The sequence below is a fragment of the Variovorax saccharolyticus genome (assembly GCF_030316765.1).
Taxonomy (GTDB): domain Bacteria; phylum Pseudomonadota; class Gammaproteobacteria; order Burkholderiales; family Burkholderiaceae_C; genus Variovorax; species Variovorax saccharolyticus.
Genome location: NZ_JASZYT010000011.1, coordinates 60,142 through 82,528, shown reverse-complemented (window position 1 = coordinate 82,528; position 22,387 = coordinate 60,142). Strand labels below are relative to the sequence as shown.

General features: G+C 70.1%; 22 protein-coding genes. 14 read left to right on the top strand and 8 right to left on the bottom strand.

Features of this window, described 5'->3' with window-relative positions; translation table 11 throughout:
- Positions 1-17: 17 nt before the first annotated feature.
- From QTI45_RS28575 to QTI45_RS28565, 3 genes are read right to left on the bottom strand one after another with little or no spacing between them, the layout of a single operon-like run.
- On the bottom strand, positions 18-932 hold the full coding sequence (locus tag QTI45_RS28575; protein WP_286656750.1) for a transglutaminase-like domain-containing protein: 915 nt from the start codon (positions 930-932) through the stop codon (positions 18-20).
- A gap of 3 nt (positions 933-935) precedes the next feature.
- Positions 936-1,076, bottom strand: coding sequence for a hypothetical protein (locus QTI45_RS28570; protein WP_286656749.1), 141 nt, complete (start codon positions 1,074-1,076; stop codon positions 936-938).
- Entirely contained in the window at positions 1,076-1,261 is a 186-nt protein-coding gene (locus tag QTI45_RS28565; RefSeq protein ID WP_214695685.1) for a DUF1328 family protein, read from the bottom strand. Before QTI45_RS28565 ends, QTI45_RS28570 begins: the two co-directional genes overlap by 1 nt.
- Positions 1,262-1,441: 180 nt before the next feature.
- Between QTI45_RS28565 and gstA the strand changes: the two genes are divergently transcribed.
- Positions 1,442-2,050 carry a glutathione transferase GstA gene (gene gstA, locus QTI45_RS28560; RefSeq protein ID WP_286656748.1) on the top strand — a complete coding sequence of 203 codons (609 nt, stop codon included), beginning with the start codon at positions 1,442-1,444 and terminating at the stop codon, positions 2,048-2,050.
- Here gstA and QTI45_RS28555 read toward each other — a convergent pair.
- Complete coding sequence (locus tag QTI45_RS28555) at positions 2,040-3,266, bottom strand: YbfB/YjiJ family MFS transporter (RefSeq protein WP_286656747.1); 1,227 nt, start codon at positions 3,264-3,266, stop codon at positions 2,040-2,042. The genes gstA and QTI45_RS28555 overlap by 11 nt on opposite strands.
- Positions 3,267-3,389: 123 nt before the next feature.
- On the opposite strand from QTI45_RS28555, the gene QTI45_RS28550 reads away from it, so the two are divergent.
- Entirely contained in the window at positions 3,390-4,493 is a 1,104-nt protein-coding gene (locus QTI45_RS28550; RefSeq protein ID WP_286372301.1) for an alkene reductase, read from the top strand.
- Here the strand turns inward: QTI45_RS28550 and QTI45_RS28545 are convergent.
- Both QTI45_RS28545 and QTI45_RS28540 read right to left on the bottom strand, forming a co-directional pair.
- A complete protein-coding gene (locus QTI45_RS28545; RefSeq protein ID WP_286656746.1) occupies positions 4,475-5,854 on the bottom strand; it encodes a sensor histidine kinase in 1,380 nt (459 codons plus the stop codon). The two genes, QTI45_RS28550 and QTI45_RS28545, sit on opposite strands and share 19 nt — an antisense overlap.
- Positions 5,851-6,540 (bottom strand): response regulator transcription factor, encoded by a 690-nt coding sequence (locus QTI45_RS28540; RefSeq protein ID WP_286656745.1) that lies wholly within the window; start codon positions 6,538-6,540, stop codon positions 5,851-5,853. The genes QTI45_RS28545 and QTI45_RS28540 overlap by 4 nt, the downstream gene beginning before the upstream one ends.
- A gap of 118 nt (positions 6,541-6,658) precedes the next feature.
- Here QTI45_RS28540 and QTI45_RS28535 point away from each other — a divergent pair, with 118 nt between their 5' ends.
- The 3 genes from QTI45_RS28535 to creC all read left to right on the top strand — a co-directional run bounded on the left by QTI45_RS28535 (position 6,659) and on the right by creC (position 9,188).
- Entirely contained in the window at positions 6,659-6,853 is a 195-nt protein-coding gene (locus QTI45_RS28535; protein WP_286372304.1) for a heavy-metal-associated domain-containing protein, read from the top strand.
- Positions 6,854-6,892: 39 nt separating this feature from the next.
- On the top strand, positions 6,893-7,654 hold the full coding sequence (creB, locus tag QTI45_RS28530; protein WP_286656744.1) for a two-component system response regulator CreB: 762 nt from the start codon (positions 6,893-6,895) through the stop codon (positions 7,652-7,654).
- Between the two features lie 94 nt (positions 7,655-7,748).
- Complete coding sequence (gene creC / locus QTI45_RS28525) at positions 7,749-9,188, top strand: two-component system sensor histidine kinase CreC (RefSeq protein WP_286372306.1); 1,440 nt, start codon at positions 7,749-7,751, stop codon at positions 9,186-9,188.
- Here creC and QTI45_RS28520 read toward each other — a convergent pair.
- Both QTI45_RS28520 and QTI45_RS28515 read right to left on the bottom strand, forming a co-directional pair.
- The gene (locus QTI45_RS28520) at positions 9,182-9,787 is read right to left on the bottom strand and encodes a hypothetical protein (protein ID WP_286372307.1); all 606 of its coding nucleotides are present in this window, start codon (positions 9,785-9,787) and stop codon (positions 9,182-9,184) included. The genes creC and QTI45_RS28520 overlap by 7 nt on opposite strands.
- A gap of 65 nt (positions 9,788-9,852) precedes the next feature.
- Positions 9,853-12,222, bottom strand: a complete 2,370-nt coding sequence (locus tag QTI45_RS28515; protein ID WP_286372308.1) for a penicillin-binding protein 1A — start codon at positions 12,220-12,222, stop codon at positions 9,853-9,855.
- A 207-nt stretch (positions 12,223-12,429) separates the two neighbouring features.
- On the opposite strand from QTI45_RS28515, the gene QTI45_RS28510 reads away from it, so the two are divergent.
- From QTI45_RS28510 to QTI45_RS28470, 9 genes are all read left to right on the top strand, one after another.
- Entirely contained in the window at positions 12,430-14,490 is a 2,061-nt protein-coding gene (locus QTI45_RS28510; RefSeq protein ID WP_286656743.1) for a VIT and vWA domain-containing protein, read from the top strand.
- A 10-nt stretch (positions 14,491-14,500) separates the two neighbouring features.
- The gene (gene xrtQa / locus QTI45_RS28505) at positions 14,501-15,382 is read left to right on the top strand and encodes an exosortase Q (protein WP_286656742.1); all 882 of its coding nucleotides are present in this window, start codon (positions 14,501-14,503) and stop codon (positions 15,380-15,382) included.
- Positions 15,363-15,935: an exosortase Q subunit 2 gene (gene xrtQb, locus QTI45_RS28500; protein ID WP_286656741.1), complete on the top strand. Its 573-nt coding sequence runs from the start codon at positions 15,363-15,365 to the stop codon at positions 15,933-15,935. Before xrtQa ends, xrtQb begins: the two co-directional genes overlap by 20 nt.
- Positions 15,936-15,942: 7 nt before the next feature.
- On the top strand, positions 15,943-17,223 hold the full coding sequence (locus tag QTI45_RS28495; protein WP_286372312.1) for a biosynthetic peptidoglycan transglycosylase: 1,281 nt from the start codon (positions 15,943-15,945) through the stop codon (positions 17,221-17,223).
- Positions 17,224-17,310: 87 nt separating this feature from the next.
- Positions 17,311-18,423 (top strand): ABC transporter ATP-binding protein, encoded by a 1,113-nt coding sequence (locus tag QTI45_RS28490; protein WP_286656740.1) that lies wholly within the window; start codon positions 17,311-17,313, stop codon positions 18,421-18,423.
- A 78-nt stretch (positions 18,424-18,501) separates the two neighbouring features.
- Complete coding sequence (locus QTI45_RS28485; protein WP_286656739.1) at positions 18,502-19,773, top strand: ABC transporter substrate-binding protein; 1,272 nt, start codon at positions 18,502-18,504, stop codon at positions 19,771-19,773.
- Entirely contained in the window at positions 19,773-20,690 is a 918-nt protein-coding gene (locus QTI45_RS28480) for an ABC transporter permease (RefSeq protein ID WP_286372315.1), read from the top strand. The genes QTI45_RS28485 and QTI45_RS28480 overlap by 1 nt, the downstream gene beginning before the upstream one ends.
- 60 nt (positions 20,691-20,750) lie before the next feature.
- Positions 20,751-21,641, top strand: coding sequence for an ABC transporter permease (locus QTI45_RS28475; RefSeq protein WP_286372316.1), 891 nt, complete (start codon positions 20,751-20,753; stop codon positions 21,639-21,641).
- Complete coding sequence (locus tag QTI45_RS28470; RefSeq protein ID WP_286372317.1) at positions 21,641-22,375, top strand: aspartate/glutamate racemase family protein; 735 nt, start codon at positions 21,641-21,643, stop codon at positions 22,373-22,375. The genes QTI45_RS28475 and QTI45_RS28470 overlap by 1 nt, the downstream gene beginning before the upstream one ends.
- The last annotated feature ends 12 nt before the right edge of the window (positions 22,376-22,387 follow it).

The window sequence follows — 22,387 nt, the reverse complement described above, 5'->3', positions numbered from 1 at the left end:
ATAGCAATCATCGATCTTCAGCCGGCGACCGGCAGCTCGTGGGCCGAGGCGGCGCCGGCCTCCAGTTCCGGCACCGGAACCGGCTTCTCGATGCCGACGATCTGGCCGCTGGGACGGGGCTCGACCGGCGCGGCCTCGCGCTCGTCCTGCAACTCCCGCACGGTGAGCGTCTTGGCCGTCATGCGCACCGGGCCGAAGATGGTGCAGAAGGCGACATCCTTGGCATCGCGGCCGGTGCCCACGCGCACCAGCCGGTCGACCGGCGCCATGCGCGTGGCGTCGAACAGCACCCATTGCCCACCCAGCCAGGCCTCGAACACCGCATGGAAATCCTGCGGCGGCTCGTCGAACCAGACATAGCCCACCACCAGCCGGGCCGGGATGTTCAGCGCCCGGCAAAAGGTGATGCCGAGGTGGGCGAAATCACGGCAGACGCCGGCCCGCTCGACGAAGACTTCGCGCGCAGTGGTGGTCGAGTCGCTGCTGCCCGGCTCGTAGGTGATGCTGTCGTGGATCCAGTCGACGATGGCCTGCACCCGGCCGATGCCCTGCGGCAGGTCGCCGAACAGCTGGATGGCGCAACGCGACATCAGGTCCGATTCGCAGTAGCGCGACGGCATCAGGTAATGAAGGATCTCGTTCGGCACTTCGTTGACCGGCACTTCCGCCAAGTCGGTCGGCACCTCCGCCCACGAGCGCTGCACATGGGCCTTGTAGCGGATCTTGAGCGGCCCCGGCCGGGCATCGAAGCGCACGAAGCGATTGCCGCTGCCCTCGTCGCAGAAGGCCTGCATCTGCACCGCGGGCTCGATCACCAGGTCTTCGCTGACCAGGGCCTGGGCCCCGCAGCGCGCCGCCTCGATATTGAGCAGCAGGTGAGCGGGAGCGGCAACCTCGTACTCCAGCACCGCATCGACGTGTGAGAAATGCATGGCTCAGCCCTGCGCCGCGGGAGCGTGCACCTGCCAGTGCGAGCGGGTCACGTCGAGCACGCGCATCACGCGATGCGCAGGACTCTGCAGCAGGGCGACCAGCGGACGGGCGCGCGGCCAGCGTGGCGACAGACGCGGCGCCATCAGTCCAGCGCCTTCTTCACCGCGCCCACGCCCAAGGCGGCAAGCACCAGAAACACCACCGCGAGGATCAGGAACAGGCCGAACAGCACCTTGGCGATGCCGGCGGCGCCCGCGGCCACGCCGCCGAAGCCCAGGGCACCGGCGATCAGCGAAATGACGGCGAAGACGATCGCGTACTTCAACATGGATGAACTCCTTGCACGGCGCCATCGCCGCAGTACGCAGCAGCTTAGGGACACGGACCCAGGGGCCCCATAGTCGCGCAGCCCAAGGGTCCGTAGGACAGAAACGCGCGCGCCGTGAAACCGCTAGCATCGCCTTCGCGTCGACAAGAACGCGTTTGCCTATTCACTGGAGTTTTTCGAATGAAGCTGTACTACTCGCCGGGCGCCTGCTCGCTGTCGCCCCATATCGCGCTGCGCGAAGCCGGCCTGGCCTTCGAGCCCGTGCTCGCGAGCACCAAGAGCCACAAGCTGCAGGACGGCACCGACTACTACGGCATCAATCCGCTGGGCTACGTGCCGATGCTGGAGCTCGACGACGGCACGCGCCTGCGCGAAGGCCCGGCCATCCTGCAGTACATCGCCGACCTGGCACCGACCAAGAACCTGGCACCGGCCAATGGCACGATGCCGCGCTACCGGCTGCAGGAATGGCTGACCTTCATCGGCACGGAGATCCACAAGAGCTTCTCGCCGCTGTTCAACCCGGGCATGCCGGACGAAGGCAAGAACATCTCCAAGACCAAGCTGCGCTCGCGCTATGAATGGCTCGACGGCCAGCTCGCCGACAAGGAGTTCCTCATGGGCGAGCACTTCAGCGTCGCCGATGGCTACCTGTTCACCGTCACGAACTGGGCCAAGCCGACCGGCGTCGACCTGTCGGGACTGGAGAACCTGAACGCCTGGCATGCGCGGATCGCGGCGCGTCCGGCGGTCCAGGACGCCCTGAAGGCCGAAGGCCTCACGAAGTAGGCGCACCGGGTCGCTGGCGCCAGGCCAGCAGCGCCCCGGCCCACAGCGTGAGGGCCGAGGCGACCAGGCCACCCGCCAGGCCGCCCCGGCCGTCGGAGATCCATCCGGTCACGGTGGGCCCGACGATCTGGCCCAGCGCGAAGACGATCGTGAAGGCGCTGATGCCGGCCGCCCATTGGGACGCCGGCAGGTTGTGCCGCACCAGCGCCGTGGTCGAGGCCACCACCGACAAGAAGACCGCGCCGAACATCAGGCCCGAGGCCATCGTCACCGGCCACGCGGGACTCAGCACCGGCAGCAGGGTCGCCACCCCCAGCAGCCCATTCAACAGCGCCTGCGGACCACCGCCGCGGTAGCGGTCCAGCAGCCCGGCCCACAGCCGGGAAGAGGCGACGCAGGCGACGCCCAGCAGGGCATAGAACAAGGTGACGTCGCCCGGGCTCGCGCCTTGCTCGCGCAGCAGCGCGATGACGAAGGTCATGTAGCCGATGTAACCGGCGCCGAACAGCGCATAGCCGGACAGGGCCCAGCCGAAGCGCCGCAGCGGCCAGTCGGTCGAAGTGGCGGTGGCCGGGCCGCGTGCCGGCGCTGCGGCGGCAGCGCCCTCCCCCGGCATCGCGCGCACGGCGATCGCCAGCACCGCGGTGGCGGCGACGCTCGCCAGCGCCAGCGCCCACCAGGCCCAGGCCCAGCCTTGCGGCACGCCGGCCGCGGCCTGCAGCACCGCCGGCACCAGCAACGCCGATAGCGTGATGCCGAAGCCGGTCCCGCCGTAATACAGCCCCAGGAGGAAGCCCGAGCGCGAAGCCTGGGAGGCGCCGAGGCGTGCCGCCAGCAGGCCGCCGGACACGAACACCCAGGCACTCGCCACGCCCGCCAGCAGCCGTTGCAGCAGCAGCGCCGGGGCCGAACTGAAGAAGCCGCTGGCCGCCATGAACACACTGGCTGCGACCGCGCCGCCGACCAGCAGCCGCACGGCGCCGAAGCGGCGCATCAGGGCCGGCGTCAGCATGGCGCCGAACAGGTAGCCGGCGGCGTTGGCGGTGTTCATGCCGCCAGCCAGCGCATAGCTCCAGCCGAGATCGGCGCGCATTGGCGGCAGCAGCAGGCCGTACGAGAAGCGGGTGATGCCGAGCGAGACGGCCGCCCCCAGCGACAGGGCCAGTGCGAGACGAAGGGCTTGGGCGGGCGTGGGCGAGGCGGAGGACGAGTGCATGGGCCGCGCCCATTCTGCTGCAGCGCCTAGCAGCAAACCGACAACCCCGTGACAGCAGGGTTGCGATCCGGGGTTTACCCTTGCGCCGTCTTCCTTCTTTCAGCAACAACAGGCGTTCTCTCCATGTCCTCTCTCTTCGATCCCGTCCAGGCCGGCGATCTGGCGCTCGCCAATCGCATCGTGATGGCGCCGCTGACGCGCAACCGCGCGCCCAACGCCGTGCCGCGCGACATCACGGCCACCTACTACGCGCAGCGCGCCTCCGCCGGCCTGCTGATCACCGAGGCCACGGCGATCAGCCAGCAGGGCCAGGGCTACGCCGACGTGCCCGGCCTCTACGGCAGCGAGCAACTGGACGCCTGGAAGCGCGTGACCGACGCGGTGCACGCCGAAGGCGGCAAGATCGTGGTCCAGCTGTGGCACGTCGGCCGCGTCTCGCACACCGAACTGCAGCCCGACAACGGCAAGCCGGTGGCGCCCTCGGCGATCACCGCCAAGACCAAGACCGTGCTGATCAAGGACGGCGTGCCGACTTTCGTCGAGACCTCCGAACCCCGCGCGCTCGATGCCGCGGAACTGCCCGGCATCGTCCACGCCTACGCCGTCGCGGCGCGCAACGCGGTCGAAACGGCCGGCTTCGACGGCGTCGAGATCCATGGCGCCAACGGCTACCTGCTCGACCAGTTCCTGAAGACCGGCAGCAACAAGCGCACGGACGACTACGGCGGCAGCATCCCGAACCGTGCCCGCCTGCTGCTGGAGGCGACCCGCGCAGTGGTCGACGCCGTCGGCGGCGGCCGCACCGGCATCCGGCTGTCGCCGGTCACGCCTGCCAACGACGCCCACGACGCCGACCCGCAGCCGCTGTTCGACTACGTGATCCGGCAACTGGCGCCGCTCGGCCTGGCCTACATCCACGTGATCGAAGGCGCCACCGGCGGACCGCGCGAGCTGGACGACCGGCCCTTCGACTACGAAGCCCTCAAGGCCGCCTACCGCCAGGCCGGCGGCAAGGGCGCCTGGATGGTCAACAACGGCTACGACAAGCCGCTGGCCGAAGAGGCGCTGAAGGAAGGCGACGACCTGGTCGCCTTCGGCCGGCCCTTCATCTCGAACCCGGACCTGGTGCGCCGCCTGCGCGAAGGCGCGCCGCTGAACCCGTGGGACAAGAACACCTTCTACGGCGGCGGCGAGGCCGGCTACATCGACTATCCGGCGCTGGCCTGAGCGTCGGGGGCGAAGGTCACGCTGACGCGCAATCCGCCCGCCGCCGAGGCCGGCGCGAAACGCAGCTCGGCACCGAGCAGCGTCGCGTAGCGGGCCACGATCGCCAGGCCCAGCCCAGCGCCCTGCCCGAGCTTCTGCCCTGCGGGCCCCTGCGCCCAGCGCTGCAGCAGGCCCGGCTGGGCGTCGGGCGCGATGCCCGGGCCATCGTCGACCACGCTCAGCGTCAGGCCGGCAAGTTCCACGGTGATGGTGCGGCCGCCGTAGCGCAGCGCGTTGTCGATCAGGTTGTCGAGAATGCCCTCGATCAGCGCCGCATTGCCCTGCACCAGGATCTCATCCTCCAGCCCGGAGCCGCCGAGATCCACGCCCTGCCGGTCGGCGCGTGCCAGGTGCCGCAGCACGGCCTGCTGCGCCAGCTGGTCCAGGCGCAGGGGCTCTCGCTGCAGGCGGGTGCGCGCCTCGTCGGCCAGCGCCAGGCCCAGCAGCTGGTCGACCAGCCGGCTGGCGCGCGCCTGGCTCATGGCGATCTGCTGCAGCTGCTCGCGCCAGACGGCCGGGTCCTGCTGCGACAAGCCGTAGTCGGCCAGCGCGCGGATGCCGGCCAGCGGCGTGCGCAGTTCGTGCGCCACGTTGCCGGCGAACTCGCGCTGCGCCGCGGCGCTCTGGGCCAGCCGCTGGAGCAGCGCATTGAGGGTGTCGCCGAGCTGCTCGAGCTCGCGCGAGCTGCGTGCCACCGGCACCGGGGCGAGGTCCTGGGCGTCGCGTGTCTCCAGTGTCCGGCGCAGCTCTCCGAGCGGATGCAACTCGCGGCGGATGCCACGCCAGAGCCAGCCCGCCAGCAAGGCCAGCAGCACCAGCTGCGGCGCCAGCGAGTACGCCAGCAGCTGCTCCACCAGCAGCACCCGCGCCCGCGTGGTCTGGGCAACGACCACCCGATAGGCCAGCGGCGTGCCCTGGTTCAGCGCCACCGCCCGCAGCGTGTGGCCCTGGTGCTCGATGCGCGAGAAGCGGTGGTGCGCGCCCTCTTCGGGCATCGGCACCTCGAGGCCGGGATCGCCGGCGAGCAGCGAGCCGTCGGGCCGCCGCACCGCGAAGAAGACGGTTTCGGCCGGGTCGTACAGCAGGGCTTCGATCTCGCGCGGCGACAGCAGGATCTCGACGCCCCGCTCGCTGGCCCGCACGTTGGCCGACACCGTATGGGCATCGTCGATCATCGCGCGATCGAAGGCCTGCTCGGTGAAGTAGCTGGCCACCACCACCGCCACCGCGGTCCCCAGCAGCCATGTCAGGCCCAGCGGCAGCAGCACCCGTCGCAGGACCCGCGCGGTCAGCGACGGCGCCGCCGCCGCGCCGGAACTCACGGCTCGGCTTCCATCAGGTAGCCGATGCCGCGCAGCGTCCGGATCGCGGCACCGCTGCCGGCCAGCTTCTTGCGCAGTCGCGAGATGAAGGCCTCGAGCGCGTTGTCGCCGAGGGACTCGTCGAAGGTCGACAGCTTGTCGGACAGCTCACGCTTGTTGACCGTTCGGCCGGGCGGACTCATCAGCTCCCAGAGCACCTCGAACTCGCGCGCCGGCAGGTCCATCGGCACGCCGCCGACGGCGAAGCGGCGGGCCCGCCGATCGAGCCGCAACTGGCCGAGCAAGGCGACGTCCTCGGTGCCCTGGGCCCGGCGCACCAGCGCCCGCAGCCGGGCTTCGACTTCGGCCAGGTCGAAGGGCTTGCCGAGGTAGTCGTCGGCGCCGGCGTCGAGGCCGGCGATGCGTTCCTCGGTACGGTCGCGCGCGGTCAGTACCAGCACCGGCGTGCGGTCGCCGCGGGCGCGCGCATGGCGCAGCGCGATCAGTCCGCTGGCAAGACCGCTGGTGGGGCTGGCGGTGGCCGGCAGGTTCAGGTCGAGCAGCACGGCGTCGAAGGACTGCACCCGCCACAGGTGGTCGGCGTCCTCGACATTGGCCGCCACGTCGACGCGATGGCCCGCGTCCCCCAGGCTGCGCAGCATCACGTCGCGCAGCACCGCATCGTCTTCGACCAGAAGGATTCGCATGGGATGGGATGAAGAAAGAAAACCCGCTGTTTGTACCGCACGAAGCGCCCCCTTGCTGGACATTGACATGGGGGCAAGGTTCAAACTCGGTGCTCATCCAACAGAAGGAGCAAGCACGATGAGCCAGAAATTCCAGGTCTCGGGCATGAGTTGCGGCCACTGCGCCGGCGTGGTGCAGAACGCCGTGCAGACCATCGATCCCCGCGCGCAGGTGACGGTGGACCTCGAAACCGGCCACGTCGACGTGGTCAGCGAGCATCCGCGGCAGGACATCATCGTTGCGATCGAGAACGCGGGCTACCAGGCCAAGTAGGCGCCGGGCGGCGGGGCCGGCGCCCGCTACCATCCGGCCATGCCATTCAACCCGCGGATCCTGATCGCCGAAGACGAATCCGGCATCGCCGACACCCTGCAGTACGTGCTGCGCACCGACGGCTTCGTGCCGGTCTGGTGCGCCACCGCCGAGCAGGCGATCGCCCAGTTCTCGGCCGAACCGCCGGCGCTCGCGATCCTCGATGTCGGACTGCCCGACATGAACGGCTTCGAGCTCTTCAAGCGCCTGCAGGCGCTGCCCGGGGGGGCGCAGGTGCCGATGCTGTTCCTGACCGCGCGCAGCGACGAGATCGACCGCGTGGTCGGCCTCGAGCTCGGGGCCGACGACTACATCGCGAAGCCCTTCTCGCCGCGCGAACTGGTGGCGCGCGTGCGCACCATCCTGCGCCGCAGCGGCCGCGGCGCCCAGGCCGCGCCACCGTCCCCGGCGGCGCCCCCTGCCCCGGCGCCAGCACCGGCGGCTCCGGCGGCACCGGCCGGCCCGTTCGCGCTCGACCCGGAGCGCATGCAGATCCGCTACTACGGCCGGCTGCTCGAACTCTCGCGCTACGAGTACGGCCTGCTGCGGCTGCTGGTGCAGCGGCCCGGCCGCGTCTACACGCGCGACGACCTGCTGCGGCTGGTCTGGGACGAAGCCAGCGACAGCTTCGACCGCACGGTGGATGCGCACGTCAAGACGCTGCGCGCCAAGCTCAGGGCGATCGCGCCCGAGGTCGACCCGATCCGCACGCTGCGCGGCACCGGCTACGCGCTGAACGAAGACCTGCCTTCCACTCCATGAGTACCAGGCCGGCGCCGGGCCGCTCCCAAGGCGGCCTGCGGCCCCCTCGGGGGGCAGCGACCCACACGCAGTGGGGGAGCGTGGGGGCCATGCCATGACGAGTCGAACCCGCATCTTCCTCGGCATCCTGCTGATCTACACGGCCGGCATCGCCTTCCTGCTCTACCGCGTGGTGATCGACATCGACCCGCGCTATCGCGAGTCGGCCGAGGAGTCGCTGGTCGAGGCCTCGCAGCTGATGGCCAGCCTGGTCGAGCAGGACGTGATCGCCGGCGCGATCAACACCGCGCGGCTCGAGCCGCTGTTCCGCTCGGTCTACGCGCGCCAGTTCTCGGCCCAGATCTACAACCTGCACAAGCGCCATGTCGAGCTGCGCATGTACGTCACCGACCGCAGCGGGCGCGTGATCTTCGATTCGCAGGGCCGCAACCTGGGGGCCGACTTCTCGCAATGGAGCGACGTCAGGCGCTCGCTGGCCGGCACCTACGGCGCGCGCACCACGCGCGACATCGCCGGTGATCCGCTGAGCTCCGTGATGTACGTGGGCGCGCCGGTGCGCTGGGGCAACGAGATCGTCGGCGTGGTCAGCGTGGGCAAGCCGGTGCAGAGCTTCGGCCAGTTCGTCGAGGACGCCCGCGCCCGCACGCTGTGGGTCGGCGGCTTCTCGGCGCTGGCCTTGCTGGTGGGCGCGATCATCGTCTCGATCTGGCTGGTGCGGCCCTTCGGCCTGATCTCGGACTACCTGGGCTGGCTGCGCACGCAGCGCAGCCCGAGCCTCGGACGCATGCTGCGCCGCGCGGCCGACACGCTGCGCCGCGGCGTCGCGGAAATGCGCGACGCCTTCACCGGCCGCAACTACATCGCCGACTACGTGCAGACCTTCACGCACGAGATCAAGAGCCCGCTGTCGGCGATCCGCGGCGCCGCCGAGCTGATCCAGGAGCCCTCCATGCCGCAGGCCGAGCGCGAGCGCTTCCTCGGCAACATCGCGCACGAGACCCAGCGCATCCAGGAGATCGTCGACCGCATGATGGAGCTCACCGCGCTCGAGACCCGGCGCGCGCTGGACCGCAGCGAACCGGTGGCGCTCGGCCCGCTGCTGCGCGAGGTGGCCGCCAGCGCCCAGGCCGCGGCAGCGCGGCGCGATGTGCGGGTGCAGGTGGCGATCCACACCGAGGCGCGCGTCGAGGGCGATCCGTTCCTGCTGCGCCGCGCGATCAGCAACCTGCTGGACAACGCGATCGATTTTTCGCCCGCCGGCGCCGAGGTGCTGCTGGCGCTGGAAGCCGGCTCGCGCCGAGCCGTCGTCAGCGTGCGCGACCGCGGCCCCGGCATCCCGGACTACGCGCAGGACAAGGTGTTCGAGAAGTTCTATTCGCTCGCGCGGCCGCACAGCCAGAAGAAGAGCACCGGCCTCGGCCTGGCCTTCGTGAAGGAGATCGCGACCCTGCACCGCGGCCGGGTCGAGCTCGCCAATGCGCCGCGCGGCGGCGCGCTGGCCACGCTCACGCTGCCGCTGCTGTCACATCACTGACCGGTCAGCTCGCCGTAGGCCTTGCGGGTCTCGGGGCTCACCGCGTCGAGCACCTGCTCGTACGAGGTCTTGTGGCGCGCCAGCAGCCGCGCCGAGGCCACGGTCTTCGACTTGCAGTACCAGTGGCAGCTGTGCTGCATCAGGAACAGCTCGGCCGACATCATGAAGGCCTTGGCCTTCGGCGGCCGCTGCCGTTCGTTGCGCATCACGCCGGCGATGCCGCGGGCATGGATCGCGAAGGCCTGGCGCAGGTCGAAGCTCGCGCCCGGCAGCAATTGCTGCGCGAACGGCAGCGCCAGCGGCAGCTTGCTGACCCTTGCCTCCTGCTCGCCCACCTGCGCGAACTCGGCGGCGAAGCTGTCGAACTGGCCCGACAGTTTTTCTTCGGTGGTGTCGAGCAGGCGCCAGATCTGTTCGCGGCGCTCGGGATCATCCTCGCCGAGGCAGCGCAGGTAGCCCTCGGTGAGGTTCTCCATGAGCTTCTCGATCTGGAAGTGGCCGAGGTGGCTGCCCAGCAGCGCGATGCGGCGGCGCTGCTGCTGGGCGTTGACGAAGTAGGCGCCGATGACGATCAGCGTCACCAGGGTGAAGGTTTCCATGAAGCGGTCGCGAGAGCGTTGAGCAGCAGCGAGTGTAGAGACCCCGCGCTCGCGCCGCTGCGCCGCTAGCGGAAGAAATCGAGGATCCGGTTGCGCTGCTCTGCCGCCACCGGCGGGCTCACCGGCACGCCGGCCAGGTCTTCGGCCGGCAGCGGCGCGAGACTGGCGTCCAGGCCCAGGCTGGCCACGCCGCGGCCCGGCGCGTAGTCGTCGAAGTACCACTCGCCGTCGACCTGGACCACGCCTTCGGGCGCCTTCAGCGCCGCCACCGGCACGCCCTTGAGCGTGGGCTGCATGTAGCCGGTCCAGATCGGCAGGCTCAGGCTGCCGCCGGTCTCGCCGCGCACGCCCAGTTGGCGCGGCGTGTCGTAGCCGACCCAGGCGATGCCGACGCGCGTCGGCTGGAAGCCGGCGAACCAGGTGTCGAAGGAATCGTTGGTGGTGCCGGTCTTGCCGTACAGGTCGTCGCGCCGGATCGCCTGCCAGGCGCGCGACGCGGTGCCGCCCTTCACCACGCTCTGCAGCAGCGAATCCATCAGGAAGGCATTGCGCTCGGGGATGGCGCGCCGGGCCTCGTCGAGCACCGGCGGCTCGGTCTCCATCAGCACCTTGCCGCGGGCGTCAGTGACCCGGGTCACGAGGTAGGGATTGACGCGGTAGCCGCCATTGGCGAACACCGCATAGCCGGCCGCCATCTGCAGCGGCGTCACCGAGCCGGCGCCCAGCGCCATCGGCAGGTTGGCCGGCTGCTTCTCGCGTTCGAAGCCGAAGCGCGTGACCCAGTCCTGCGCGTAGTCGGCACCGATCGACTGCATCACGCGCAGCGTGACCAGGTTCTTCGACTGCTGCAGCGCGCGGCGCAGCGTGATCGGGCCATCGTGGCCGCCGTCGTAGTTCTTGGGCTCCCAGGCGGTGCCGCCGGCGCCGGCCTCGAAGCTCAGCGGCGCATCGTTGACCACGGTGGCCGGCGTGAAGCCCTTCTCGAGCGCGGCCGAATAGATGAACGGCTTGAAGCTCGAGCCCGGCTGGCGCCAGGCCTGCGTCACATGGTTGAACTTGTTCTTGTCGAAGTCGAAGCCGCCGACCAGCGCCTGGATCGCGCCGCTGCGCGGATCGAGCGCCACGAACGCGCCCTCGACCTCGGGCAGCTGCGTGATCTCCCAGTTGTTCTTCGGCGTGCGCGCGACGCGAATGACGGCGCCCGGACGGATGCGGATGTTGCGCGGCGCCTTCTCCGCCAGGCCCGACTGGGCGGGCTTCAGGCCTTCGCCGCTGATCTGCAGCGTCTCGCCATTGGCGCGCACCGCAACGACTTCCTTCGCGCTGGCCTTCAGCACCACCGCGGCCACCAGGTCGCCGTTGTCCGGGTGCTCGGCCAGAGCGTCGTCGACCGCGTCGTCGAGCGCCTTCGGGTCCTCGGGCAGTTCGACGCTGGCCTCGGGGCCGCGGTAGGCCTGCCGCCGCTCGTAGTCCATGATGCCGCGGCGCAGCGACCGGTAGGCGGCCTGCTGCTCGGAGGCGATCAGCGAGGTCGTGACCTTGAGTCCGCTGGTGTAGATGCTGTCGCCGTACTGCGCATGCATCATCTGCCGCACGGTCTCGGCCACGTACTCGGCATGCAGGCGCGAGGGGTCGGCGGCGTCGCGCAGCTGCAGCGGCTCCCGGCGCGCCGCCTCGGCCTGCGCGGCGCTGATGAAGCCGGTCTCCTGCATGCGGTCGATCACGTAGAGCTGGCGCGCGCGGGCGCGGCGCGGGTTCGCCACCGGGTTGTTGGTGCCCGGCGCCTTCGGCAGGCCGGCCAGCATGGCGGCCTCGGCGATCGTGATCTGCTGCAGCGGCTTGCCGAAATAGGCCTCGGACGCGGCAGCGAAGCCATAGGCGCGGTTGCCCAGGTAGATCTGGTTCAGGTAGACCTCGAGGATCTGGTCCTTGCTCAACTGGCGCTCCATCCGCAGCGCCAGCAGGATCTCCCAGGTCTTGCGCTGCACGGTGCGCTCGGAGCTCAGGTAGACGTTGCGCGCCACCTGCATCGTGATGGTGGAGGCGCCCTGCTTGCGGCCGCCCTGCAGGCTGGCCAGCGCGGCGCGTGCGAAGCCCTTGTAGTCGACACCCCCGTGCTCGTAGAAGCGCGCGTCCTCGACCGCCAGCACCGCGTCCTTCATGACCTGCGGAATCTGCGCGAAGGGCGTCAGGTTGCGCCGCTCCTCGCCGAATTCGCCGATCAGCGCGCCGTCGGCCGAATAGACCCGCAGCGGCTGCTTGGGCTGGTAGTCCGACAGCGCGGAGAGCTCCGGCAGGCGCCGGTCGATGGTGGCCACCGCGATGCCGCCGGCGATCGCCAGCACCACCACGGTGCCGGCCGACAGGCCGGCGATCCAGGCGGCTGGGCGGCGCCAGGAAGGTGCTCGGGAAGGGGTTGCGGCGGGAGAGGTCATGGCACAGAGGGAGCAGGAACAGGCAGCGATGGTTCCCGATCCGGGCGATGACCGTGTGAAGTGCCGCTGGCCGGGACTTCACACGGACTTCACACAAGGCTGCGCGGTCCGCGCCGGACTTCAAAAAGCCTTCCAACTCCCTTCTCGGACGCTGTCGACAGTGGCTTCCGTGCAAGTTCGCACAACAAGAAGGAGAAGGAAGAACACATGGACACTCCCGCCACCCCCTGTCGCCCCGGCCGCCGGCTCTGGCTGGTCACCGTGGCGCTGGCAGCAGCGAGCTTTTTCGCGCTGAGCCTGCGCCCGCTGCATGCGCAGGAAGCGCCGGGACCGCGCGCCAAGACCGAGAGCCCCTATTTCTTCGTCAAGAGCGACGACCCGGAGCTCGACCGCCTGCCGCTCAAGGGCACCGAGGTCGACGTGAAGATCTCGGGCGTGATCGCCGACGTCACGGTCACGCAGACCTACCGCAACGAGGGCCAGCGGGCGATCGAGGCGCGCTATGTGTTCCCGGGCTCGACCCGCGCCGCGGTCGGCGCCCTCGACGTGCGGATCGGCGACCGCCTGGTGTCGGCGCAGATCCGCGAGAAGGCGCAGGCCCGCATCGACTACGACGCCGCGAAGAAGGAGGGCAAGACCGCCGCGCTGCTCGAGCAGCACCTGCCCAACGTGTTCCAGATGAACGTCGCCAACATCCTGCCGGGCGACGAGGTCCGGGTCGCGCTGCGCTACACCGAGCTGCTGGTGCCGCAGGGCGGCAGCTACCAGTTCGTCTATCCGACGGTGGTCGGCCCGCGCTACAACAGCCCGCAGTCGGAGAACGCGCAGGCCCGCTGGGCGGCGCAGCCGACGCTGCGGGCGGCGGTGGCGCCAGGCACTTCATTCAAGCTCAGGGTCGCCCTCGACGCGCCGATGCCGCTGCAGGAGGTGCGTTCGCAGAGCCATGCGATCGAGGTCGCGCGGCGCGACGGCGATGCCCATGCCGACGTCACGCTGGCGCGCAATGCCGGGCCGGCCGACAACCGCGACTTCGTGCTCGACTATCGGCTCGCGGGCGAGCGCATCCAGTCCGGCCTGATGCTCTACCAGGGCCAGGGCGATGGCGCCGAGAACTTCTTCCTGGCGATGGTCGAGCCGCCGAAGTCGGTGGCCGCCAACAGCATCACCTCGCGCGACTACATCTTCGTGGTCGACATCTCGGGCTCGATGCACGGCTTTCCGCTCGACACCGCGAAGGCCATGCTGGAGCGGCTGATCGGCGGCCTGCGGCCCAGCGACACCTTCAACGTGCTGCTGTTCTCGGGCAGCAACCGCATGCTGTCGCCGCGCTCGGTGCCGGCCACGCGCGCAAACATCGCACAGGCGCTGGCGACGATCCAGAACTACAGCGGCGGCGGCAGCACCGAGCTGATCCCGGCCCTCAAGCGCGCCTATGCCGAGCCGAAGGCCGAAGGCGTCTCGCGCACGCTGGTGGTGGTCAGCGACGGCTACGTCACGGTCGAGCGCGAGGCCTTCGAACTGGTGCGCCGCAACCTCGGCCAGGCCAACCTGTTCGCCTTCGGCATCGGCTCCTCGGTCAACCGGCACCTGATCGAAGGCCTGGCCCGCGCCGGCATGGGCGAGCCCTTCGTGATCACCGATCCGATCCAGGCACCCGAGCAGGCGGCGCGTTTCAAGCGGCTGATCGAGTCGCCCGTGCTGACCCAGGTGAAGGCGCGCTTCGACGGCCTCGACGTCTACGACCTCGAGCCCTCGGTGCTGCCCGACGTGCTCGGCGAACGGCCGGTGATCCTGTTCGGCAAGTGGCGTGGCGAAGCTCGGGGCCGCCTCGTGATCGAAGGCCGCGGCGCCGAAGGCCCGTACCGGCAGGAACTCAAGGTCGACCCGCAGGCGCGCCGGGACGCGGCCGCGCTGCGCAGCCTCTGGGCCCGGCACCGCATCGCCAGCCTGTCCGACCAGGAAGCGCTCGACGGCGGCGACGCCCAGCGCCAGCGCATCACCGAGCTGGGCCTGCGCTACAGCCTGCTCACGCAATACACCAGCTTCATCGCCATCGACCGCGTGGTGCGCAACCCGGCGCCGCAGAACGCCGCCGGCGTCGACCAGCCCCTGCCGCTGCCCCAGGGCGTCGGCGAGACCGCGCTCGGCGCCGAAGTGCCGAGCACGCCCGAGCCCGAGACCCTGGGCGCCGTCGCGCTGCTGCTCTCGATGCTGGCGATGCTCAGGCGCCGCGCGCGCCGCAACGACCAGCGCCGGTTGACCTCGTGAGACGATGAACATGACCCTCGACTCCCTGGCCACCCGCCACCCCCGCCTCTTCGAGGCCGGCATCCGCCTCGACCGCGCCCCGGCCCTGGCCTGGCTCGCGCTGCAGGCCGCCGCACTGGCACCGACCTGGCTCTGGATGGCCCGGCGGATGCTCGACCGCTCGGACGATCCGCTCGGCCTGCTGGCGCTCGCCGCGCTGGCCTGGCTGGTGATCTCGCTGCGCAGCGAACTGCGCGCCGCACCGCGCCTGGGTTGGCTGGCGCTGGCCGCCGCGGCGACCCTCGCGGCCACGCTGGCCCGCACCGGCGTCGGCCCGCTGCCCGCGCTGCCGCCCCTGGCCGCGGCGCTGGTGGCCATGCTGGCGCTGGCCTGCGCGCTGCTGGCCTTCCTGCCGCGCCAGGTGGCCGCCTGGCCGGTCGCCGGCCTCGCGGTGCTGGCGCTGCCGCTGCTGTCCTCGCTGCAGTTCTATGCCGGCTACCCGCTTCGCGTGGTCACGGCCGAAGCCAGCCGCTGGCTGCTGGCCCCGGGCTTCGAGGTTGCGCGCGAAGGCAGCAGCCTGTGGATCGATGGCCGGCAGGTGATCGTCGATGCGCCCTGCTCGGGCGTGCAGATGGTCTGGCTGGGCTACTTCACGGCCTGCGTGGTCGCGCTCTGGGCCCGACGCGACGACCGCAGCTTCCTCGCCCGGCTGCCGGTGGTCGGCGTGCTGGTGCTGATCGGCAATATCGTTCGCAACAGCATCCTGGTGGCCCTCGAAGCCGCCGGTCATGCGCCGGCGCCCTGGCTGCACGAGGCCTTCGGCCTCGCGCTGCTCGCCGCCGTCTGCGGCGGCATCGCGTGCGTCATGAACCAGACAAACAAGGAATCGCGCCATGGCCATCGCGCTGCTTGACCGCTGCTTCGCCAACCGCTTCGTGCACCGCATGCTGCACAAGGCGCTGTTCGCGCTCGCCATGCTGCTGTGCCTGGCCTGGTCGGGCAGCGCTGCGCTGCATCCCCCGCCGCCGGCCACTGTTGCCAGTGCCGCCCACGAATGGCCCAGCGAGTGGGACGGCGCGCCGCTCAGGCCGCTGGCGATGAGCGAGGTCGAAGGCCGTTTCGCCGAGCGCTTCCCGGGCGCCATCGCCCGCCTGACCGACGGCGAGCAGGTGCTGGTGATGCGCCAGGTGAACGCGCCCACGCGCATGCTGCATCCGGCCGCCGACTGCTATCGCGCGCTGGGCTACGGCATCGCCCAGGCGCGCCTGGAGCGCGATCTGCACGAGCGACTGTGGCGTTGTTTCGTCGCCGAGCGCGCCTCGATGCAAAAAATCCGGGTCTGCGAGCGCATCGTCGACGCCCGGGGCGACGCTTTCACCGACACTTCAGCCTGGTACTGGGCGGCCGCCAGCGGCCGCTCGAACGGGCCCTGGCAAGCCGTGACCCTGGCAAGACCGATGAAGTGAGAGTGATTTGCTGAAGAAAGCACTGGTTTATCTGCTTTTCGCGACCCTGGCGCTGGTATTGACTGCGGCGGTCGCGGTGTACTTGATCGTGAAGCTGGCGCTGGCGCCCGGCCGCGACGAATGGCCGGCCCGCATCCAGGCCGGGCCGGTGGCGATCGACGTCGGCGTGCCGACCGCGATCCGGCTGGCGACGTCCTCCTGGTTCGCTCCCTGGCTCGCGGGGCGCACGCTGGACACGGCCCACGGTCCGGTGCAGTTCGGCTGGAATGCCGCCACCGAGACCCTCGACATCCGCTGCGCGCCCTGCAGCGCGACGGTGCCGGCGCTCGGCAAGGCGCCGATCCGGCTCGACAGCCTGCGCGCCACGGTGCGCCGCGACGCCGGCGTGCTGAGCGGCATCCTTGAAGCCTCGCCACCGGCGCGGCCGATGCCGGTGGCCGGCCGCAGCGACGACGGCATCCTGCGCGGCCGCTGGACCGGCCGGCTGTCGCAGCAGGCGCTGCACATCGACATCCACGTGCCCGAGACGCCCATCGCCCGCTGGTACGGGGCGCTGGCGCCCGAGCTGGCGGAACTGCAGCGCGCCCGCATCAGCGGCACGCTGGCCCTGAACGCCCAGGTGGCACTGCCCGCCGGCACCTTTGCGCTGCAGCCGCGGATCGCCGAATTCACGGTCGACGGGCTCGGCACGGAGACCCTCGCCAACGCGCGCACCAGCTGCGGCGCACCGAGCCGCCTCGGCAGCGAGAGCTGGCTGGCGCGGGCCGTGATCGCCGCCGAAGACCAGCGCTTCTTCAGCCATCCGGGCTACGACATGGCCGAACTGAGCGCTTCGCTCGAAATCAACCAGAAGGCGTCGAAGGCCGAGCGGGGCGGCAGCACGCTGAGCCAGCAGCTCGCCAAGATGTTGGTCACCGGTGCCGAGCAGAGCGCCGACCGCAAGCTGCGCGAACTGCTCTACGCGGTCGAGATGGAGCAGACGCTCGGCAAGGCGCGGATCCTGCAGCTCTACCTGGACAACGCGCCCTGGGGCGCCCAGATTTGTGGCGCCGAAGCGGCGGCACGCACCTATTTCAAGCGCGGCGCCCGCAACCTGGAGCCGGCGCAGGCGGTCTGGCTGGCCGCCATGCTGAACAACCCCGCGGCAGCGGTGCGCAAGTGGCAGCAGGACGGAAACATCAACCTCGAGCGGGCCAAGTGGGTTGCCGAAGGCGTGCGCGGCATCAGCAAGCCGCAGCGCGACGCCCTGCTGCGCAACGTCGCGGCAGCGCACTTCGCACCACCTTGACGCAGGCAGAGGTACGCACCATCGCGGCGCGCCCGGGTGCCGCGCGCCGGCCCGGCCGCTGGCACATGTCTTGCGATGGCATCCCCAATGGATGCTGTCACCGCCCCCCCGCCCGCAGCCGTTGAAATCGTCGCGCTGAGCAAGCGCTACGCCGCCGGCACGCCCCCGGCCGTCGACCAGATCGACCTGCGCATCGCCAGCGGCAGCTACTGCTGCCTGCTCGGGCCCTCGGGCTGCGGCAAGAGCACCACGCTGCGCATGGTCGCCGGCCACGAATCGGCCTCCGGCGGCGACATACTGCTCGACAACCGCAACATCACGAACCTGCCGGCAGCCGCCCGCGGCACCGCGATGATGTTCCAGAGCTTCGCCCTGTTCCCGCACCTGTCGGCGCTCGACAACGTCGCCTTCAGCCTCAAGATGAAGGGGATCTCGAAGAGCGAGCGGCACAAGCGCGCCGGCAACCTGCTCGAGCGGGTGGCGATGGGCCACCTGGCCGAACGCAAGCCCGGCGAGCTGTCGGGCGGCCAGCAGCAGCGGGTGGCGCTGGCGCGCGCGCTGATCACCGAGCCGCGCGTGCTGCTGCTCGACGAGCCGCTGTCGGCGCTCGACCCCTTCCTGCGCATCCAGATGCGCGCCGAGCTGCGGCGCTGGCAGAAGGAGCTCGGCCTGACCTTCATCCATGTCACGCACTCGCAGGAGGAAGCGATGGCGCTGGCCGACACCATGGTGGTGATGAACAACGGCCTGATCGAGCAGGTCGGCTCGCCGCACCAGGTCTACAACCACCCGGCCAGCGAGTTCGTGGCCCGCTTCATGGGCGGCCACAACGTCTTCGCGCTGAACGACGGGCTGGTCGCGGTGCGCAACGACCACACGCGGATCTCGCCGGCCACCGGCGCGGCCGGCGAGCCGGGCATCCCGGCCCATGTCACCGATGTCGAATACCAAGGCACCTACGTGCTGCTCGGACTGCGCCTGACCGGCGTGCGCCCCGAGCGCAGCGGCATCTCGGTGCTGCTGTCCGAGAAGGACTTCGCGGTCCGCAGCTACGCCGTCGGCGAGAGCGTGCGCATCTCATGGGCCGAGTCGGACGCCCGGACGCTGGGCCCGGGCGCCACGCGACCCGCGGGGCGCAGCAACGGCGGCCCGCCCTCGCGCAATGCGCCGCTGGCGGCCTTGGCAGCGATGGCGGCCTGAAAGAGCCCCGAGCGCCTGTCCCGCAGCCGGTTCCCCTCCTCCTCCCCTTCTTCACCACCGCCTCCCAGGAGACCTCCCATGTCCAAAAAAATCGAAACCCCTTCCAACGGCCTGCAGCGCCGCACCCTGCTGCATGGCACGGCGGGCATCCTCGCGGCGGGCGTCTTCCCGGCCATCCACGCGCAGGAGAAGATCGTGCTGCGCTACCTCGGCACCGCGGTCAACCAGGACAAGGCGATCGCCGAGAAGTTCAAGGCCGACACCGGCATCGAGATCCAGTACGTGGCCGTCACCACCGACGACGTCACCAAGCGCGCCGTGACCGCGCCGAACAGCTTCGACCTGATCGACACCGAGTACTTCTCGCTGAAGAAGATCGTGCCCACCGGCAACCTCAAGGGCATCGACACCAAGCGCGTGAAGAACGCCGACAAGATCACCAGCGTCTTCACCAAGGGCGAAGTCGCGGGCAAGAAGATCGGCAACCAGGGCACGGCGCCGATCAAGGTGATCTTCCTCGAGGGCGAGAAGAGCAAGGTGTTCTCGAAGACGCCGACGCAGTTCATGTCGCTGATCCCGACCACCTACAACGCCGACACGCTGGGCATCCGGCCCGACCTCATCAAGCGGCCGATCGGCTCCTGGGCCGAGCTGCTGAACCCCGAGTTCAAGGGCAAGGCCGCGATCCTCAACATTCCGTCGATCGGCATCATGGACGCGGCGATGGTGGTCGAGGCCAAGGGCATCCACAAGTACGCCGACAAGGGCAACATGACCAAGGCCGAGATCGACCTGACGATCAAGACCCTGATCGAGGCCAAGAAGGCGGGGCAGTTCCGCGCCCTGTGGAAGGACTTCAACGAGTCGGTCAACCTGATGTCCTCGGGCGAGGTCGTGATCCAGTCGATGTGGTCGCCGGCCGTGACCGCGGTGCGCAGCAAGGGCATCGCCTGCACCTTCCAGCCGCTCAAGGAAGGCTACCGCGCCTGGGCCTCGGGCTTCGGCCTGCCGGCCACCCTGTCGGGAAGGAAGCTCGACGGCGCCTACGAATTCATCAACTGGTTCCTCGACGGCTGGGCCGGTGCCTACCTGAACCGCCAGGGCTACTACAGCGCCGTGCTGGAAACCGCCAAGGCCAAGATGGAAGCCTACGAGTGGGCCTACTGGATGGAAGGCAAGCCCGCCACGCAGGACATCAAGAGCCCGCAGGGCGACGTCATCGCCAAGGCCGGGGCGCTGCGCGACGGCGGCAGCTACGAGGAACGCATGGGCGGCATCGCCTGCTGGAACGCCGTGATGGACGAGAACGAATACATGGTCCGCAAGTGGAATGAATTCGTAGCCGCGTGATGTCCGACATCACGCGCGCAACGGCAACTGCCTCTTCACCCACCCGGACCCTCAAGGCCTGGTGGCAGGCGGCGCCGTTCGCGCTGGTGTTCCTCTTGTTCTTCCTGATCCCGCTGGCGCTGATCGCGATGGTCAGCCTGTGGGACTTCAACGAGTACGAACTGATCCCGGCGCTGTCGCCGCGCAACTACCTGAGCATCTTCGAAGGCTGCTCGCGCCTCACCGACAACGGTGACTTCTGCGTCACCTTGTCGACCTACCTCAGCACGCTCAAGTTCTGCCTGCTGGTCTGGGGCATCACGCTCCTGATCGGCTTTTCGGTGGCCTACTTCCTGGCCTTCCACGTGCGCTCGCCGGGCATGCAGACCCTGCTCTTCGTGCTGTGCACCGTGCCGTTCTGGACCTCCAACGTGATCCGCATGATCTCGTGGGTGCCGCTGCTGGGACGCAACGGGCTGGTGAACCAGGGGCTCATGGGCATGGGCCTGGTGGACTCGCCGGTCGAGTGGCTGCTGTTCTCGGACTTCTCGGTGGTGCTGGCCTTCGTGCATCTCTACACGATGTTCATGATCGTGCCGATCTTCAACTCGATGATGCGCATCGACCGCTCGCTGCTCGAAGCCGCCAACGACTCCGGCGCCTCGGGCTGGCAGACGCTGTGGAACGTGATCGTGCCGCTGTCGCGCACCGGCATCCTGATCGGCTCGATCTTCGTCATCACGATCGTGATGGGCGACTTCGTGACCATCGGCGTCATGGGCGGCCAGCAGATCGCCTCGGTGGGCAAGATCATCCAGGTCCAGACCTCCTACCTGCAGTTCCCGCTGGCAGCCGCCAACGCGATGATCCTGCTGGCGGTGGTGCTGATGATCATCTGGGGCCTCACGCGCCTGGTCGACATCCGGAAGGAGCTGTGAGTTGAGCCGCACGGCCGTTCCGAAGGCGAATACCGAAGCGCTGCTGCGCGGAGGTTTTCCATGAGCCAACGCATCGGCGAACAGCGCAGCCCGGGCTTCTGGCCCCTGGCCCTGGTCTTCGCGCTGTTCGTGATCTTCCTCTACGGCCCGATGATCACGATCTTCGTGCTGAGCTTCCAGGGCCCCGAGGGCGGGCTCACCTTTCCGCTGCGCGGCGTCTCGCTGCACTGGTTCCGCAAGCTCGCCGAGGGCCTGGGCACGGTCGACATCGGTGCCGCCTTCGGCCGTTCGCTGATGCTCGGCGCGGTGGTGATGGGCTTCACGGTGGTGCTGTCGGTGCTCGCGGGGCTGGCCTTCCGCAAGCGCCTGAAGGGCGGCAACGCCTTGTTCTTCGTCACGGTTGCGAGCCTGATCATGCCGTCGATCATCGTCTCGCTGGGCATCGGCCTGCAGTTCCGCCTGCTCGACACCGGCCTCAAGGGCGCACTCGGCGCGATCGGCGCCGAGGGCCTGCTCGAGAGCTACGGCACGGCGCTCGGCCTGCTCACCTCGGCCCTCGGCGCCCACCTGACCTGGACGCTGCCCTTCGGCCTCCTGATCATGTTCGCGGTGTTCAACCGCTTCAACCCCGCCTACGAAGAGGCCGCGCGCGACCTCGGCGCAACGCCCTGGCAGAGCTTCGTGCACGTGGTCCTGCCACTGATCGGACCGTCCGTGGTCGGCATCGGCATGTTCGGCTTCACGCTGAGCTGGGACGAGATCGCGCGCACTTCGCAGGCCATCGGCGATGTCAACACGCTGCCGCTCGAGCTGCAGGCGCTGACCTCGACCGTGACCACGCCATCGATCTACGCACTCGGCACGGTGACCACCATCGTGTCCTTCGCGGTGATGGCGCTCGCGCTCGGCTCGGCCGCGCTGTTGCGGCGGCGTTCCACGCGCAAGAGTTGATGGCTGCCAGGCTGCTCGTCGTCAACCCGAACACCTCGTCGTCGGTGAGCGGGTTGCTGCAGCAGCATCTGCAGCGGCAGCTGGCCGGCGCCCTGGAGGTCCACACGGTGACGGCCCGCTTCGGCGCGCCCTACATCGCCAGCGAAGCCACCTACGCGGTGGCGCAGCACGCGGTGCTCGACGCCTGGGCGACCGCGCACGCGCACGGCGAGCGGCCCGACGCGGTGCTGATCGGCTGCTTCGGCGACCCGGGGCTGTTCGCCCTGCGCGACGGCGCCGGCGTGCCGGTCGGCGGCCTGGCGGAGGCCGCCTTCGCGGCGGCGGCACGGCACGGGCGCTTCGCCATCGTGACCGGCGGCGAACGCTGGCGACCGATGCTCGAGCGCCTGGCCTCCTCGCTCGGCTTCTCGGCCGCGCTGGCCGGCATCCACACCGTGGCGCCGAGCGGCGCCCAGCTGGCGCAGGACCCGGTCGGCGCCCGCGGCCTGCTGGCAGAGGCCTGCCGCGAGGCGGCGGTGCGCTTCCAGGCGCAGGCCGTGATCCTCGGCGGCGCCGCCCTCGCCGGCATGGCGATCGACATCGCGGCCTCGGTGCCGGTGCCGCTGATCGACAGCGTGAGCGCGGGTGGCGAGTGGGCGCTGGCCGCCATCCGCAGCGGCCTGTCCGCTGCGGCGGCCCCGGGCTTCGGCGTCGCCTGGCAAAGCGTGTCCTGGGAGCTCGAGTCGCTCGGCTGACCGGCGAGCTCC